Source organism: Halomonas sp. DP3Y7-2 (assembly GCF_019800795.1).
GTDB lineage: Bacteria > Pseudomonadota > Gammaproteobacteria > Pseudomonadales > Halomonadaceae > Halomonas > Halomonas litopenaei_A.
This window is the reverse complement of record NZ_JAHVKJ010000007.1, coordinates 457,783-472,531: the sequence shown is the minus strand read 5'-3', so window position 1 is coordinate 472,531 and position 14,749 is coordinate 457,783. Positions and strand designations below refer to the sequence as shown.

The 14,749-nt window shown below is 63.0% G+C and carries 14 protein-coding genes; 5 read left to right on the top strand and 9 right to left on the bottom strand.

All coding sequences use genetic code 11. The annotated features are described in order from the left end of the window. The first annotated feature begins 8 nt into the window (after nucleotides 1-8). From KUV45_RS09080 to KUV45_RS09060, 5 genes are all read left to right on the top strand, one after another. Nucleotides 9-1,322 carry an MFS transporter gene (locus tag KUV45_RS09080; protein ID WP_222162784.1) on the top strand — a complete coding sequence of 438 codons (1,314 nt, stop codon included), beginning with the start codon at nucleotides 9-11 and terminating at the stop codon, nucleotides 1,320-1,322. Nucleotides 1,323-1,483: 161 nt separating this feature from the next. Continuing rightward, nucleotides 1,484-1,918, top strand: coding sequence for a PAS domain-containing protein (locus KUV45_RS09075; RefSeq protein WP_222162783.1), 435 nt, complete (start codon nucleotides 1,484-1,486; stop codon nucleotides 1,916-1,918). Nucleotides 1,919-2,064: 146 nt separating this feature from the next. After that, nucleotides 2,065-2,265: a PA3496 family putative envelope integrity protein gene (locus KUV45_RS09070; protein WP_206941195.1), complete on the top strand. Its 201-nt coding sequence runs from the start codon at nucleotides 2,065-2,067 to the stop codon at nucleotides 2,263-2,265. A gap of 296 nt (nucleotides 2,266-2,561) precedes the next feature. Beyond that, a complete protein-coding gene (gene ettA, locus KUV45_RS09065) occupies nucleotides 2,562-4,223 on the top strand; it encodes an energy-dependent translational throttle protein EttA (RefSeq protein ID WP_206941197.1) in 1,662 nt (553 codons plus the stop codon). Nucleotides 4,224-4,452: 229 nt separating this feature from the next. Beyond that, nucleotides 4,453-5,805 carry a DUF2254 domain-containing protein gene (locus tag KUV45_RS09060; protein WP_206941199.1) on the top strand — a complete coding sequence of 451 codons (1,353 nt, stop codon included), beginning with the start codon at nucleotides 4,453-4,455 and terminating at the stop codon, nucleotides 5,803-5,805. A gap of 193 nt (nucleotides 5,806-5,998) precedes the next feature. Here the strand turns inward: KUV45_RS09060 and lpxL are convergent, their stop codons facing one another. The 9 genes from lpxL to ispF form a co-directional block, all read right to left on the bottom strand. Further along, nucleotides 5,999-6,919, bottom strand: a complete 921-nt coding sequence (gene lpxL / locus KUV45_RS09055) for an LpxL/LpxP family Kdo(2)-lipid IV(A) lauroyl/palmitoleoyl acyltransferase (protein ID WP_222162782.1) — start codon at nucleotides 6,917-6,919, stop codon at nucleotides 5,999-6,001. Between the two features lie 45 nt (nucleotides 6,920-6,964). Next, nucleotides 6,965-8,074 carry an alanine racemase gene (alr, locus tag KUV45_RS09050; protein WP_222162781.1) on the bottom strand — a complete coding sequence of 370 codons (1,110 nt, stop codon included), beginning with the start codon at nucleotides 8,072-8,074 and terminating at the stop codon, nucleotides 6,965-6,967. 291 nt (nucleotides 8,075-8,365) lie between these two features. Next, nucleotides 8,366-9,361 (bottom strand): RNA polymerase sigma factor RpoS, encoded by a 996-nt coding sequence (rpoS, locus tag KUV45_RS09045; RefSeq protein WP_206941780.1) that lies wholly within the window; start codon nucleotides 9,359-9,361, stop codon nucleotides 8,366-8,368. 111 nt (nucleotides 9,362-9,472) lie between these two features. Beyond that, complete coding sequence (locus KUV45_RS09040) at nucleotides 9,473-10,609, bottom strand: peptidoglycan DD-metalloendopeptidase family protein (RefSeq protein ID WP_222162780.1); 1,137 nt, start codon at nucleotides 10,607-10,609, stop codon at nucleotides 9,473-9,475. A gap of 28 nt (nucleotides 10,610-10,637) precedes the next feature. After that, nucleotides 10,638-11,555 (bottom strand): DUF368 domain-containing protein, encoded by a 918-nt coding sequence (locus tag KUV45_RS09035; protein WP_222162909.1) that lies wholly within the window; start codon nucleotides 11,553-11,555, stop codon nucleotides 10,638-10,640. A gap of 35 nt (nucleotides 11,556-11,590) precedes the next feature. Beyond that, nucleotides 11,591-12,256 (bottom strand): protein-L-isoaspartate(D-aspartate) O-methyltransferase, encoded by a 666-nt coding sequence (locus KUV45_RS09030; RefSeq protein ID WP_206941207.1) that lies wholly within the window; start codon nucleotides 12,254-12,256, stop codon nucleotides 11,591-11,593. Further along, nucleotides 12,243-12,989, bottom strand: a complete 747-nt coding sequence (gene surE, locus KUV45_RS09025) for a 5'/3'-nucleotidase SurE (RefSeq protein WP_222162779.1) — start codon at nucleotides 12,987-12,989, stop codon at nucleotides 12,243-12,245. The genes KUV45_RS09030 and surE overlap by 14 nt, the downstream gene beginning before the upstream one ends. Beyond that, nucleotides 12,986-14,194 (bottom strand): tRNA pseudouridine(13) synthase TruD, encoded by a 1,209-nt coding sequence (gene truD / locus KUV45_RS09020; protein WP_222162778.1) that lies wholly within the window; start codon nucleotides 14,192-14,194, stop codon nucleotides 12,986-12,988. The genes surE and truD overlap by 4 nt, the downstream gene beginning before the upstream one ends. After that, complete coding sequence (gene ispF, locus KUV45_RS09015) at nucleotides 14,191-14,724, bottom strand: 2-C-methyl-D-erythritol 2,4-cyclodiphosphate synthase (RefSeq protein WP_308126704.1); 534 nt, start codon at nucleotides 14,722-14,724, stop codon at nucleotides 14,191-14,193. Before ispF ends, truD begins: the two co-directional genes overlap by 4 nt. Between the last annotated feature and the right edge of the window lie 25 nt (nucleotides 14,725-14,749).

Below are 14,749 nucleotides of genomic sequence, written 5' to 3'. Positions count from 1 at the left end.
ACCCTCACATGGCCATAGGCGAGACCCAGACCCGACTCTACGAATGGCTGACCGGCGACGAGGACAGCCGGCTGTGCAAGGACATCCCCGACAGCGCCTGCAACGAACAGCCCCGCAACTTCTTCCTGCACCTGTTCGCCGCTCTCGGCAACAAGCTGGCCGACGAGCTGTCCAGCGCACGTCTGGTACTGCCCTGGCTGCTGGGCGCGATTGGCGCGCCGACCTGGATGGTCGGCCTGCTGGTGCCCATCCGCGAAGCGGGCGCCCTGCTGCCCCAACTGTTTGTGGCTGGCTTCATTCGCCTCAAGCCCCAGCGCAAATGGGTGTGGGTGGTCGGGGGCTTGCTGCAGGCGATCGCCGCCGCCGTCCTCGCGGGACTGGCACTGTGGGGGTCCGGCAGCCTGGGCGGCAGTCTGGTGCTGCTGACCCTGATCGTGCTGTCGCTGGCCAGGGGGCTCTCCTCCATCGCTACCAAGGATGTGCTGGGCAAGACCATTTCCAAGCAGCGGCGCGGCACGTTGATGGGCTGGAGCGGAAGCGTAGCGGGCGCAGTGACACTGGCAGCGGGTGCGGTGCTGGTCCTGTTCGATGACCGGCCAGGTCAGCTGGCCCTGGCCATTCTGCTCAGCGTCGCTGCACTTGGCTGGACGCTCAACGCCTTGTGCGCGGCGGCCATCGAGGAAGCCGAAGGGGCCACCGACGGCGGCGACAGCGTCTGGCACTCGATCAAGACCGGGGTAGCGCTGATGCGTGACGACGTCGCCTTCCGGCACTTCAACCTGACTCGGGCATTGCTGCTGTCCAGCGCCCTGGCACTGCCCTATGTCGCGCTCATGGCCCAGAACAATGGCAGCGCCGAGCTGGGTGGCCTGGGCCTGCTGATCCTGGTATCCGGTGTCGCCGGCATGGTCGCGAGCCCCATCTGGGGCAAGCGATCCGACGCTTCCAGCAGAACAGTGATGCGCGATGGCGCCATCGGCACCACACTCTGCTGTCTGCTGGGCGCGGGGCTGGCCTGGGCGCCGGCGGCCGTTGCCGCCAGTACCTGGCCCTATGCCCTGGTCTACGGACTGCTGGTCATCGTCCACTCCGGTATTCGGCTCGGCCGCAAGACCTACGTGGTAGACATGGCTGGCGCCGATGACCGGGCACTGTACATGGCACTCTCCAACACCATCACCGGTGTTCTGATGCTGGCCGTCGGTGCGTTCATCGGCGGCCTTGCCCAGTGGCTCGGCACGGGGCCATTGATGCTGGTACTGGCAGCCACGGCAGGCCTTGCGGCGTTAAGTGCACGCAGGCTCCCTGAAGTCGAGGAGTGACGAGGGGTTGCTTTGCTCTGGGTGACCCACAAGATGTCTTCGACAGACATTGATTTAAATGACATGCATCCCCATGCTAGGGACCCAACTATGCTGAAAGTGACACCACTTCCCTCGGCCTTCCGGGTGAAGCCCCCGTGCAGCCTTTAACAGGACGTCCCATGAAACGACCCAGCATGATCGACCCGGAACTGCTTGAACGCATCATCAATGCCTCTGAGGACGGGATCGTGGTGGCCGAAAAGGAAGGCGACGAACACATCCTGATCTACGTCAATCAGGGCTTTGAGCGTCTTACCGGCTACAGCGCAGACGAGATTCTCTACCGCGACTGCCGCTTCCTGCAGAATGACGATACCGACCAGCCTGGCCTCGATGCGGTCCGCGAGGCGCTGCGCGAGCTGCGCCCCTGCCGGGAAGTCCTGCGCAACTACAAGAAGGATGGCACCCTCTTCTATAACGAACTCTCATTGACCCCCGTCTTCGATGAAAGCGACGAACTGGTCTACTTCATCGGGGTCCAGAAGGACGTCTCGGAGCGCGTTGCAGATCACGAGGAGCTGGGACGCCTACGTTCAGCCGCCAGCAGCGCCTGACAGCCCATTGCTCTTCCCCTCTTGCACTTTTCTCGATTCGCGCTTATATAGCCAACAGAATCCAAGGATTCTGTTGGCGCTTTCCGGGTACCGGAAGCATGGAGTGATATGACGCGCCCCGGCGCTCTGGCCATGGGAGACTCCACATGAGCCGCGATTCCCTTCTCGATGATGCCTATCTCGACCTGTCCGATCAGGACGCGGTCAACGACGAAGACTACTCACGCAGTCGATCCTCAAGCCGCAGTGATACCCTGCGCGCCAGGCGACGAGTCGAAGCCCTGCTGGAAGAACGCCGATTGCGCCAGGCCATCGACGATGACTGGGACTACGACGAGGAAGAATAGGGCAAGTCTCTGACGCGCAAGTTGCCAAACGAGCCACCGAGGCCATAGGGATGCCGATCGGGCTTGCGCGTACTGCTCTTGCGTCTCTCTCGGTGGGGCTTGCATAAGCCCTTCCGCTGCCGGCAGGCGGTGAATCTTGGTTGGTGGCTGGCGTTCGCTGTGCTCCGGCTCTATCATCTGTGGCCAGCATTTTTTCCGCGAACCCAACTGAGGAAGCCGGACAACATGAGCGCTGACGACGTCCAGGTACGCCGACAGCCCTGCATGGCACCGCTTCCCAACTTTAGCGAGTTCCCATGGCGCAATACGTCTACACCATGAACCGGGTGGGCAAGGTCGTGCCCCCCAAGAAGCAGATCCTCAAGGACATCTCTCTGTCCTTCTTCCCGGGGGCAAAGATCGGCGTGCTCGGCCTGAACGGTGCCGGTAAATCCACCCTGCTGCGCATCATGGCCGGCGTGGATACCGAGATCGAAGGCGAGGCTCGTCCGATGCCCGGCCTCAACGTTGGCTATCTGCCGCAGGAACCCGAGCTCGACGACAGCAAGAACGTGCGCGAGACCGTCGAAGAGGCACTGGGCGAGATCAAGGACGCTCAGACTAAACTGGACGCCGTCTACGCTGCCTATGCTGAACCGGATGCCGACTTCGACGCTCTGGCCGCCGAGCAGGCCAAGCTGGAAAACCTGATCGAAGCCGCCGACGCCCACAACCTCGAGCGCAAGCTGGAAGTGGCCGCCGACGCTCTCAGGCTTCCACCCTGGGAGGCCAACGTCGGGCACCTGTCTGGAGGTGAACGCCGCCGCGTAGCGCTGTGTCGCCTGCTGCTGTCAAGCCCAGACATGCTGCTGCTGGATGAGCCGACCAACCACCTGGATGCCGAGTCCGTGGCCTGGCTGGAGCGCTTTCTCCACGACTATTCCGGCACCGTGGTGGCCATCACCCACGACCGTTACTTCCTCGACAACGTGGCCGGCTGGATCCTGGAGCTGGACCGTGGCCAGGGCATCCCCTTCGAAGGCAACTACTCCCAGTGGCTGGAAGCCAAGGAAAAGCGCCTCGAACAGGAAGCCAAGGCCGAGGCCTCTCGCCAGAAGGCGATCAAGCACGAGCTCGAGTGGGTGCGCTCCAATGCCAAAGGCCGCCAGGCCAAGAGCAAGGCGCGTCTTAACCGTTTCGAGGAAATGCAGTCTGGCGATTTCCAGAAGCGCAACGAGACCAACGAGATCTATATTCCGCCTGGCCCGCGCCTCGGCGACAAGGTCATCGAATTCCACAATGTAACCAAGCGCTTCGACGACAAGCTGCTCTACGAAGACCTGAGCTTCACCATCCCCCAGGGTGCCATCGTCGGTATCGTCGGCGGCAACGGTGCCGGCAAGTCCACCCTGTTCAAGCTGATTCAGGGCAGCGAGTCACCGGACGCTGGCGAAGTGGTCAAGGGTGACACCGTCGATATCGCCTACGTCGAGCAGATGCGTGATGCCCTCGACGACAAGCAGACCGTGTGGGAGGCGGTGTCCGACGGACAGGACATCCTCAACATCAACGGTTACGAGGTGTCTTCTCGCGCCTACGTCGGTCGCTTCAACTTCAAGGGCAACGATCAGCAGAAGTTCCTGCGTGACCTGTCCGGCGGTGAGCGTGGCCGTCTGCAGCTGGCGCAGACACTCAAGCAGGGCGCCAACGTGCTGCTGCTTGACGAACCGTCCAACGACCTGGATATCGAGACCCTTCGCGCCCTGGAAGAAGCCCTGCTGGCCTTCCCTGGCTGCGCCATGGTGATCTCGCACGATCGCTGGTTCCTGGACCGCATCGCGACGCATATCCTGGCCTTCGAGGGCGACTCGCACGTTGAATTCTTCGATGGCAACTACACCGAGTACGAGGCGGACCACAAGAAACGTGTCGGCGACGACACCCCGCACCGCATGAAGTACAAGCGCATCGACGCTTGATCTGACAGGTTGTTGACCTGACACCTCGACGCCACCGGTAGCTCCGGTGGCGTCGCTGTTTGTGACCGGCTCACGGCCTCTGCAACGCCCCCTGCCTTGAGCGCTCACTCCCCCTGAAACAGATAGCGCTTGCCAGCTCCCCCCTTCCGGCGCCATAAACGTCAGGGTAAATGCATCATTGCCTCGTCCTGACGCCGAGGTGATACCAAGGATCCGCCGGGACGCTTCCATGTCATCTGTCAGTCTGAATCCAGTGCGCCTGTTGCGTGCCTTCTACACCAGCATCGCCTATCTGCCGACACTATCTGCCTTGATCTATGGCGCACTCGGCCTGCTGGCATTGATGCCGCCCATCAGCGATACCTCCTTGCCCGACGTCATTCAGCGCTTGAGCCTGACCGCGCCAGGAAGTGCTCAATCGCTGCTGGCTGCGCTGCTGGGGGGCATGATCTCGCTGATGGTATTCAGTTTTTCGATGGTCATGTCCGTGCTCTCCCAGGCCGGCGGAAATTTCTCCCACAAGCTGGTCTTCGGCCTGGTGACCGAGCGCGCCAATCAGTGGGTGCTTGGCCACTATCTCGGCACCATCCTGTTCATCCTGATTCTGCTGATCGTCCCGGAGGTCGATGAAGGCGAGGCCGCCTGGCGATCACTGGCTCTGTACCTGGCCTGCGCCATGGTCCTGCATTGCCTGGCACTGTTCGTCTACTTCATCCATAACGCCTCGCAGTCGATCCAGGTCGACGCGGTGATCTCCGGCCTGCATGCCGCCACCCAGCGCAGCATGGAGCGCAAGCGTCAGACCGAAGCCTCAGACCCCTGGCGGTATCTGCCCGCCAGCGCCCCCGCTCAGGGGTCGTGGCATCCCCTCAGGGCCCAGATGACCGGCTACGTGCAGAACGCCAATCTCGAGCGCCTGGCAGCGCTGGCGGAGAGCATCGGTGGCACCCTGCACCTCGATTTTCGCTTTGGCGACTACGTGGTGGAAGGCACGCCGATCATGATTCTGGAATGCGACGATGCGCCCAACGAGGAGTGGTGCAGCGAGGTGCTTGCCACGCTGACCTACCTCGACGGCGAATCCATTGATGAGCACTTCGTGCACGGCATGACCCAGATGATGGAGGTCGCCATCAAGGCGCTGTCACCGGGTATCAATGACCCTGGGACCGCCAGGCTCTGCCTGCATAGGATGACGGATCTGCTATGCCGCTACATGTCCTGGCAACCCGCCAACACCTTGGTCGATGCCCAGGGCAGGCGCAGGGTCTGCTGGCCGGTGGAACGCTTCGATAGCCTGCTGCATCGCCTCTTCGTGCCCCTGCTGCACTACGGAGCAAACGACCAGAGCATTCTCCTGGGGCTGCTCAAGTCATTGAAGTCGCTATCGCTGTTTGCAGAACCTCATCATCTCGAGACCCTGCAACTGATGACACAAAGAGTTGGCCAGGCGCTGGCTCATGACAGCGCCCACCGCATGGACCTGACGTTCGTTCTCGAGCGGCTGGATCAAGGGGCCCACCGCCTCGACATGGCCCCGGTTCGGGACCAGTTGACGGCGCGACTGCATGAGATTGCGTGAGGCGAGGGCTGCCGGCCAGGGGCACTGTCCTGGCTAGCCTGCCTAGGGCTTCTACGAAAAGTGCCTGCGCTTGGTGATCCGGCGTTAAAAATCGCATCAAAATGCTCATTTACACCTCGTAAACTGCGCTTTCTCACCGATTTTTGCCTTGTCTAACCTTCGCTCGTCGACTTTTCGGACAAAGCCTATCGAATCAGTAGATCTTGGCCTCGCCCCTGGGCCTGGTCTTGAAACGTCGATGCATCCACAGATATTGCTCCGGGTGACGGCGAATCGCCTGTTCGATCACCTGATTGATCCGGGCCGCATCGGCAACTTCATCTCCGCTGGGAAAGTTATCCAGCGGTGGCAGGTATTCCAGACTGTAGGTCCGCTCGTCGGGATTGCGATGGAAGATCAGCGGCATCACCGGCGCCCCGGTCATCTTGGCGATCTTGGCGGTCAACTTGATCGACGCCGCCTCGACGCCAAAGAAGGGAGCAAACACGCTGGCATCGCGGCCGAAATCCTGATCAGGGCTGTACCAGACGTGGTGCCCCGTCTTGATCCGACGCACCACGCCACGCAAGTCATGGCGGTCGATGGCGGTGCCAAAGATGCCGTTGCGCGCCCGGGTCATGAAGCGTTCGAATACCGGGTTGTCATGGGGACGGTAGACCACATCGGCGGGGAAAAACAGCGAGTGCAGGGCACCGCCAAGATCCAGCGTGGAAAAGTGAATGCCGATGATCAGCGCGCCCTTCCCCGCCTCCTCGACCCGAGCCATATGCTGCTGGCCCTTGAACGTCACGCGGTGGCGCAGGTGCTCGGGATCGCGACACCAGCCCGTCGCGGTCTCGAAGATGCCGATACCGTTGGCCATGAAGCTGTCCTTGACCAGGCGGGCCTGGGCCGCCTCGTCCAGCTCGGGAAAGCACAGACGAATATTGGTCTCGGTGATCTGGCGACGGCGCTTGGCAAAGCGCCAGGCGGCAAGCCCCGTCAGGCGCCCAAGCCCGAGCTTGACCCGCCAAGGCAGCCAGGCACTGACACGCATGCCGGCAATCGCCAGGTAAGTCGGCCAGTAGCGGGGCTGGGTCCAGTAGCGTGGCTTGGTCGATGTGTCCTCTGACATGCGATCCCTCGTCGGTCGGTCCAGGCGACCAACGGAGGCAGGCCGTCAGTCGATATGGCCGCCATTGTAACGCCTGGGCACCCTGGGCAGCACCCCGGTCAGCAAGGTATAGCTGATGGTATCGCAGTAGGTCGCGACCTCATCCACGGAGAGCACAGTACCCGCCTGGCTGCGCCCCCACAGCACCACCTCGCTGCCGATATCGGCCTGAGGCATGTCGGTGAGGTCCACCGTCATCATGTCCATGGATACCTTGCCCGCCAGACGACAGCGCTGACCATCGACCAGCACAGGGGTGCCATCTACCGCGTGTCGGTCGTAGCCATCACCGTAGCCGCAGGCCACCACACCGATGCGAGTCGGCGCAGAAGTGACAAAGCGGCCGCCGTAGCCAACCGGTTCACCTGCGCCAAGTTCGCGCACCGCGATGATCTCGCTGCGCAGCGTCATGACCGGAGACAGCTGCTGGCTGGCGTCATTGGCCTGTTCGAGGGGATCGGAACCATACAGCATCACCCCGGGCCGGTTGATCGCCCCGTGGGCCTCGACGTGGGCCAGAATGCTGGGAGAGTTGGCCACGCACAGCGGAGCATCAAGCTGTTCCGCGAGCGCCATGATGATCTCTCGCTGCTGCGCGAAGTAGCGGTCGTCGCGACTATCGGCGGTGGCAAAGTGACTCATCAGATGCAAGTCCCTCACCACTTCAGGTGCCGCCTTGAGCGCCTTCCACACGGCGGCGGCGCGGTCGGGAGAAAAGCCGAGCCGATGCATGCCGGAGTCCACCTTCAGCCAGGTCATGACCGGCCTGGCCGGCCGCCAGGCCAGCACCGCTTCGAGCTGCCAGTCACTGTGAATGGCCATACCCAGCTCCAGCGACTCCACCAGCGCCAGCTCATCGGCGCTGAAGATTCCCTCGAGCAGCACGATAGGCTCGCGAATTCCGGCCTCACGCAGTGCCATGGCCTCCTCGATCGCCGCCACAGCGAACATCGGCGCCAGGCCCGCCAGCGCCTTGGCACAGGTCACCGCCCCGTGACCATAGGCATCCGCCTTGAGCACCGCCACACTCAGGCTGTCGGGAGCAAGCCCGGCCGCCAAACGGTAGTTATGACGCAAGGCGTCCAGGTCGATATGGGCGATGAGCGGGCGGGACATGGGGGCTCCGATGACAGGATTCAGGGATGGTTCGCCACCACATTATGCTCGATACTCGGAGCCATTTCATGGCATTAAACGCCATTAAATCCTGTGTGCCTAGCTGTTCTTTCTCAACAAATAGAGCTCTTTAGAAAAATCCCATAAAAAACGCCGGGAGTGCATCTGGAGTGATCCAGAGCAGCGCCCGGCGCTTGAGCAAGTCGGTTGATGTTTCCACGCCGCACTGGCGTTCACTGAGCGATCTCTTCGCTCAACCGCCGTCCATCCGGCGGCGTCAAGCGACTCGGCTTACTCGAAGATGGCGTCCAGGGACAGGCCCTGCTTGTCGAGCATGCGACGCAGCTTCTTGAGTGCCTCGACCTGAATCTGGCGCACTCGCTCCCGGGTCAGGCCAATCTCTTCACCGACCTGCTCCAGGGTTGCCGCCTCGTGCCCGCGCAGGCCAAAGCGACGTACCACGACCTCGCACTGTTTCTCGGTCAGCTCGGCCAGCCAATGATCGACGTGGGCCTTGACGTCGCCATCCACCAGCGTCGACTCGGGCCCCTGATCGTTGTCATCGGTCAGGGTCTCGATCAAGGGCTTGTCGCTCTCGCCGCCCATCGGGTAGTCGACCGAGGATACGCGCTCGTTAAGCCCCATCATCTTCTTGACCGTATCCACCGGCTTGTCCAGATGCTCGGCGATCTCTTCGGCGGTCGCCTCGTGATCCAGCTTCTGGGTCAGCTCACGGGCCGCGCGCAGGTAGATATTGAGTTCCTTGACCACGTGGATGGGCAAGCGAATCGTGCGGGTCTGGTTCATCAGTGCCCGCTCGATGGTCTGGCGAATCCACCAGGTGGCATAGGTCGAGAAACGGAAGCCGCGCTCGGGGTCAAACTTTTCGACAGCGCGAATCAGGCCGAGGTTGCCCTCTTCGATCAGGTCGAGCAGCGTCAGCCCACGGTTGAGGTAGCGGCGCGCGATCTTGACGACCAGGCGCAGGTTGGACTCGATCATGCGAGCCCGCCCCTGGGGGTCTCCCTTGCGCGCCAATCGCCCGAAATAGACCTCTTCCTCGGGCGTCAGCAGCGGGGAGAACCCGATCTCGTTCAGATAGATCTGGGTGGCATCCAGACTCTGGCGCGCGTAGCGATCCTCACGGCCCAGAGCCTTCTCGAAGGCCTCGGAATCGTCATCGGCGTCCTCGATGTCATCGGCCTCGTCTGTCACATCCTCGACAGCGTCATCATCGGCCTCGTCTACGGTATCGAGGTTCACATCCTGAAGGTCCCGTTCAAGCATGCTCATCGTATAACTACCCCGTGGTTGCGACCCGGCGTTGTCGTGAACCTCCACGATCAACGCCAAAGATTATTATTGTGTGACGCTCATCCGGGAGAAACGTGGAGTTTCTCAACGGGAAGGAAGATATTTCGTCGGATCCTGTGGTTGGCCATCCTTGCGCACTTCAAAGTGCAGGCGAACATCCTCGGCGTCGCTGTCTCCCATCGTGGCGATCACCTGACCGGCCTCGACGACGTCATTCTCGCTGACCTTCAGGCTGTCGTTATGGGCGTAAGCACTGAGATATTCGTCGTTGTGCTTGAGCAGGATGAGCTTTCCATAGCCCCTTACACCGCTGCCCGCGTAGACCACCTTGCCTGGACCCGCCGCTCTGACAGGTTGCCCCTTTTGACCGCCGATATCAATGCCAGCGGTGATGCTTGAACTTTCGCCAAATTGGCTGACCACCTGGCCATCGGCAGGCCACTGCCAGGGCACCTCGTCCACTGGCGTGTAGGTACGCGTGGTGCTGGCTGAAGCGCTACCGGAGCCGCTGCTGGACGCTTCCTCGGAGGCGGCTTGAGCAGTGCTGGAATCCGCTTCACTGGCCGAGCCAGATTGTGCAGATTCGCTATTTTCAGACATCTCACGCGCCTCTTCATCGGCGGCGGCCACCACCGACTCCTCGGCCTCGCGTCTGGCCCGCTCGGCCTGGTCACTGTCGCTCAGGCCTTCGGCTCCGGGGCTGTCATAGTCATAAACAGGACCCGGGCTGCCAGCGCTGGCTCCCGCCACACCGGCAGCGCCCTGCACGGCCGCTGACGATACCTGCTCAGCGCCATTGCTGACCGTTTCCGTGCTGCCGTCCGGCAACAGCCATTCGAGATCTTCACCAGAGGGCTGGCTGGCCGGAGTGGATTGGCCCAATGGCGTGGCCACGGCGCCCTCGTTGGCGCTGGCGACAGCACCGGTGGCCGCCATGCCTCCTGCCTGGGAGCCATCGGCGGACAGGCGCAGCGTCTGGCCGACGTCGATCCGATAGGGCGGTGTGATGTTATTGAGACGTGCCAGCTCACGAAAATCCATGTCATGCCGCCAGGCGATACCGTAGAGCGTGTCGCCGGACTGCACGGTGTACTGAGCCGGCACCTGGGCCGCTCTGGCCGAGGACAGGTCCTGGACCTGAACCGGTTGACTGGCGCCCTGCTGATTGGCACAGCCTGCCAGGGCCAAAGCCAGGCTGGAGATGACGAAAATCTTGTGCATCGTGTGATGTCTCCTTGTCGGCAGTCCGCTAGTGGCGGCCGGCGATAGTGTCTTTGCGAGTGGCTGAGGTGTCTCCGACCCTGGCGACGATGATCACCAGCAGCATGCCGAAGATAGCCAGCGCGGTCACCCCCACCAACTGCGCGGAGTCTCCGGTAACCGCAGAATAATCCCAGGGCGCCAGATAGCGGTAGTCCAGCGGTATGACCTGGCCATCGGATCCCAGCTGATAGCGGGTCAGCTCGCGCCACGGCCACAGAATCGGCAGTGAACCCACGATAAATCCTACCAGCAGTTGCAGCGTGGCCGTGTGATGACGTTGCAGCAGCCAGGACAGGACCCGGGAAAAGGTGAACAGGCCAATCAGACAGCCCAATGCGAACAGTCCCAGCAGCGGAATGTCGAATCCGCGTATCCCCTGCATCACGACATCGTAGAGGCCCATGCTCAGCAGCAGGAAGCTGCCGGAAACCCCGGGTAACAGCATGGCGCTGATGGCGATGGCACCGCCCACGATCAGCACCAGCGCCGGCGTGCCCAAGGCATTGACCAGCGGCATCAGCGACGGCAGAGCCTGGGCCAACACCAGCCCGAGCGCCAGCGGCAAGATGTGCCACCAGCGCCAGTCGGCAGGGTGCTTGCCCACCACCAGCGCGGAGGCCGCGACCAAGCCAAAGAAGAAGCCATTAAGCAACAGCGGGTGCGCGTCCAGCAGCCATACCACCAGGTGGGCCACCGTGATCAGGCTGGCCAGGATGCCCGCCATCAGCGGAAGCAGGAAGCTCAGGTTGAGATGAACCACCAGCCCCTTGAGGCCACCGCTACGCAGCGCACCGAAAGCGCTCGGGCCGAAACGCTTGATGGTGTGGATCAGTTCTTCATAAATACCGGTGACGAAGGCAATCGTGCCCCCCGAGACTCCCGGTACGGCATCTGCCGCCCCCATTCCCGCCCCTCGCAGGAACAGGCCAAGCGAATGTTTCAACGAATCACTCCTTCCAATAAGGGCACGAAGCGCACCGGCTCCAACCGTTCGTATTCATAGCGTTCTCCATGGCGGCGCACCCGCGTCAGCCACTGCTGTCCGTCCTGCCCCTCCAACGGAGCGATCAGTACCCCCTGATCGACCAGCTGTGACAGCAAGGGCTCCGGCAATTCGCTGGCACAGGCGGTCAACAGGATGACATCAAAAGGGGCCGCTTCCGGCCAGCCATGCCCACCGTCGGCCAACCGCAGCCTGGCGTTGTGGGCTTTCAGCAGGCGCAGTCGAGATGCCGCCACGCGATGCAGAGCATTGATCCTCTCCACCGACCAGAGTTCCTCGACAAGGCGCGCCAGGATCAAGGTCTGGTATCCCGACCCGGTACCTACCTCGAGCACCCGCCGGGGAGACTCCTGCAGCACCAGCTCGCTCATGCGCCCGACTATCCATGGCTGGGACAGGGTCTGACCGTGACCGATGGGCAGCGCCGTGTCCTCGTAGGCGCGGTGCGACAGCGCTTCATCAAGGAAAAGATGGCGCGGCTCGCTAGCCATCACCTCCAGCACCTGGGATGCACACACCCCTTGATCGCGAAGCCGCTGGACCATCCGGTCCCGCGTTCGCTGGGAGGTCATGCCGACGCCTTTGAGATCAGGTGAGCGCATCAAGCCAATCCTGCACATCGTTGCGCGCGGCGTGGCGCGTCAGGTCGGTCTGCAGCGGGGTAATGGACACGTAGCCCTGCGCCACGGCAGCAAAGTCGGTGTCATCGGCATCGTCTGCGTTGTCCCCGACAGGAGCAATCCAGTAGCGCACGCGGCCGCGGGGGTCTCGCGCCTCAATGGGACGCTCGGCGGGTCCACGATAGCCCATGCGGGTTACCCGGAAGCCCTTGATCTCCTCCCAAGGGAGATCAGGCACATTGACATTAAGCAAGCTGCGCGGCGGCAGAGACAGTTGCTCGAGCCCTCCCACCAGGCTCGCCGCGACCCTTCCCGCAGTGGCAAAGTGGTGCTCGCCGACCAGTGACATGGCAATCGCCGTCATGCCGAGGTTTCTGCCTTCCATGGCGGCAGCCACCGTGCCCGAGTAGAGCACGTCATCGCCAAGGTTTCCGCCATGATTGATGCCGGAAATGACCAGATCCGGCGTCTCGTCCCACACCCCATTGGCGCCAAGATAGACGCAGTCGGCGGGGGTCCCATCGACACTGTAGAACCCATCATGGGTCGGGGTCAGCGACAGCGGCCGCGACAGCGTCAGCGAGTTGCTGGCTCCACTGCGATCACGGTCAGGGGCCACGACCCTGAGCCTGGCGCAGGGCACCAGCGCGTCATGCAGCGCCTTAAGGCCAGGCGCATGGACGCCGTCATCGTTCGATAGCAGCAGTCGCCTCATGGGGTATCTCCTTGTTCGTCAGCGATGTTCCGCCCACCTGCGGTGGCCTCTGACGCAGTGCGAAACTGCAGGCTCGGGTGGGTCATCAACTCGCGCAACACGGCGGTGGCAAAGGCACCGGCGGGTAGCCGAAAGCTCAACCACACGGCCTCCCCTTCCCGCACCAGGCTGGCCTCACCAAGCATCACCCGCAAGGCCCTGCGCGATGCCTGCACGCCCGCCTTCTCCAGGCCCTGACACAGTGCGGGGGCGGCGCCAAGCACGTCCTTCTCCCACGCGCCGGCATCGGCCCGGGCGCGGCTTCCGCCGCGGCCCCACAGCACTGCAGTAGGATGAATGTCACCCTGGGCGAGCCGCAGGGACAGGTCATCATCCGACGGCCCCTCGCCACTACCTGAGTCGGCGCTCGCTGCGTGGCTGCCTGCTGGCGCGCTGTCTGCTGAAGTGGCTGCGAGCGCCTCGCTGGCGCCGACCTCGAACAGACTGCGGCTGCCTTCCAGCATCATCACGTCACCCGAGAGAACCTGACGCCACTCTCCCCGGCGCAGTCGTTCGGCGAGCTGGGCGTTGAACAGGTAGCTGCGCGCGGCGGACAGCAGCATGCCATCGCGATCATCACGCTTGCGCCAGCCTCGCGCCAGCACCGCCACGGCGCGGCTGAGGTTACGTCCCTCTGGACCAAAGCGCTGCGGGCCAAAGTAGTTAGGCACGCCATCCTTGATGACCGCGTCAAAGCGCGCCGCCAGCTGTGTATCCTGCACCACCGGCCCCGTCACCTTCAGTCGAAACCGGTTGCCGCGATGCACGCCACGCTTGAGCTTGCGCGGGTGACGGGCGCGCGCTTCCACCTGGTAGCCCTCGGCGGCCAGGCGCGCTTCCAGGTCGGCGGGAGCCTCCTTGCCGGGCAGGTGCACCGAGAACCACTGGCGCGTCACCGCCACCCGGTCCTTCATGCCGGCATACCCCACGTCACGGCGAGTGACGCCGCATAGATGGGCCAGGGACGAGGCGACCCGGGAGGTGGTGGCATCACGCTTGGCGATCCACAGCCAGAGATGTTCCCCCTGCCCTTCCGGCGCGAAGCCCAGGTCCTCCTCGACCAAGAAGTCGTCCGGCGTCTGCCGGTACTCACCCGGCTGGGGTGCACCCAGGCGATCATCCAGATAACGAGGCCACTCTGGCGGCCAGACAATGGCGTCGGTCATGGACGCTCCTGTCCCTGAGCCCGCTCCCGCTCTCCCTGCTGGTCGATACCGACCGCCTCGATTGCGGACAGCAGCACCACCGCCTCGGCGGCGATGCCCTCGCCCCGGCCGGTAAAGCCAAGGCGCTCTGTCGTGGTGGCCTTGACGTTGACGGCGGCGAGATCGATTCCCAGGTCTTCCGCCAAGTGCCCCCGCATGGCCAGGAGATGAGGCGCCATCTTGGGCGCCTGAGCCATCAAGGTGGCATCCAGGTTGGCCACCTGATATCCCGCTGCGGTCACTTCCTGCATCACGCGCCGGAGCAGGTCGCGACTGTCGGCACCCTTCCAGGCCGGATCGGTATCGGGAAACAGGTGGCCAATATCTCCCAGCGCACAGGCTCCGAGCAGCGCATCACTGACGGCATGGAGTAGCACGTCCCCATCGGAGTGAGCAACAAAGCCGTAGATAAACGGCAGGCGCACGCCGCCGATCATCAGATGGTCGCCGTCGCCAAAGCGATGTACGTCAAATCCGTGGCCTATCCGCAAAGGCAGTAGCATAGTCGATGAGTCT

What these genes read in the sequence shown, in the direction of transcription:
- KUV45_RS09080 (WP_222162784.1), top strand. Translation starts at nt 9, where the DNA reads ATGGCCATAGGCGAGACCCAGACCCGACTCTACGAATGGCTGACCGGC.
- KUV45_RS09075 (WP_222162783.1), top strand. Translation starts at nt 1,484, where the DNA reads ATGAAACGACCCAGCATGATCGACCCGGAACTGCTTGAACGCATCATC.
- KUV45_RS09070 (WP_206941195.1), top strand. Translation starts at nt 2,065, where the DNA reads ATGAGCCGCGATTCCCTTCTCGATGATGCCTATCTCGACCTGTCCGAT.
- ettA (WP_206941197.1), top strand. Translation starts at nt 2,562, where the DNA reads ATGGCGCAATACGTCTACACCATGAACCGGGTGGGCAAGGTCGTGCCC.
- KUV45_RS09060 (WP_206941199.1), top strand. Translation starts at nt 4,453, where the DNA reads ATGTCATCTGTCAGTCTGAATCCAGTGCGCCTGTTGCGTGCCTTCTAC.
- lpxL (WP_222162782.1), bottom strand. Translation starts at nt 6,919, where the DNA reads ATGTCAGAGGACACATCGACCAAGCCACGCTACTGGACCCAGCCCCGC.
- alr (WP_222162781.1), bottom strand. Translation starts at nt 8,074, where the DNA reads ATGTCCCGCCCGCTCATCGCCCATATCGACCTGGACGCCTTGCGTCAT.
- rpoS (WP_206941780.1), bottom strand. Translation starts at nt 9,361, where the DNA reads ATGCTTGAACGGGACCTTCAGGATGTGAACCTCGATACCGTAGACGAG.
- KUV45_RS09040 (WP_222162780.1), bottom strand. Translation starts at nt 10,609, where the DNA reads ATGCACAAGATTTTCGTCATCTCCAGCCTGGCTTTGGCCCTGGCAGGC.
- KUV45_RS09035 (WP_222162909.1), bottom strand. Translation starts at nt 11,555, where the DNA reads ATGGGGGCGGCAGATGCCGTACCGGGAGTCTCGGGGGGCACGATTGCC.
- KUV45_RS09030 (WP_206941207.1), bottom strand. Translation starts at nt 12,256, where the DNA reads ATGCGCTCACCTGATCTCAAAGGCGTCGGCATGACCTCCCAGCGAACG.
- surE (WP_222162779.1), bottom strand. Translation starts at nt 12,989, where the DNA reads ATGAGGCGACTGCTGCTATCGAACGATGACGGCGTCCATGCGCCTGGC.
- truD (WP_222162778.1), bottom strand. Translation starts at nt 14,194, where the DNA reads ATGACCGACGCCATTGTCTGGCCGCCAGAGTGGCCTCGTTATCTGGAT.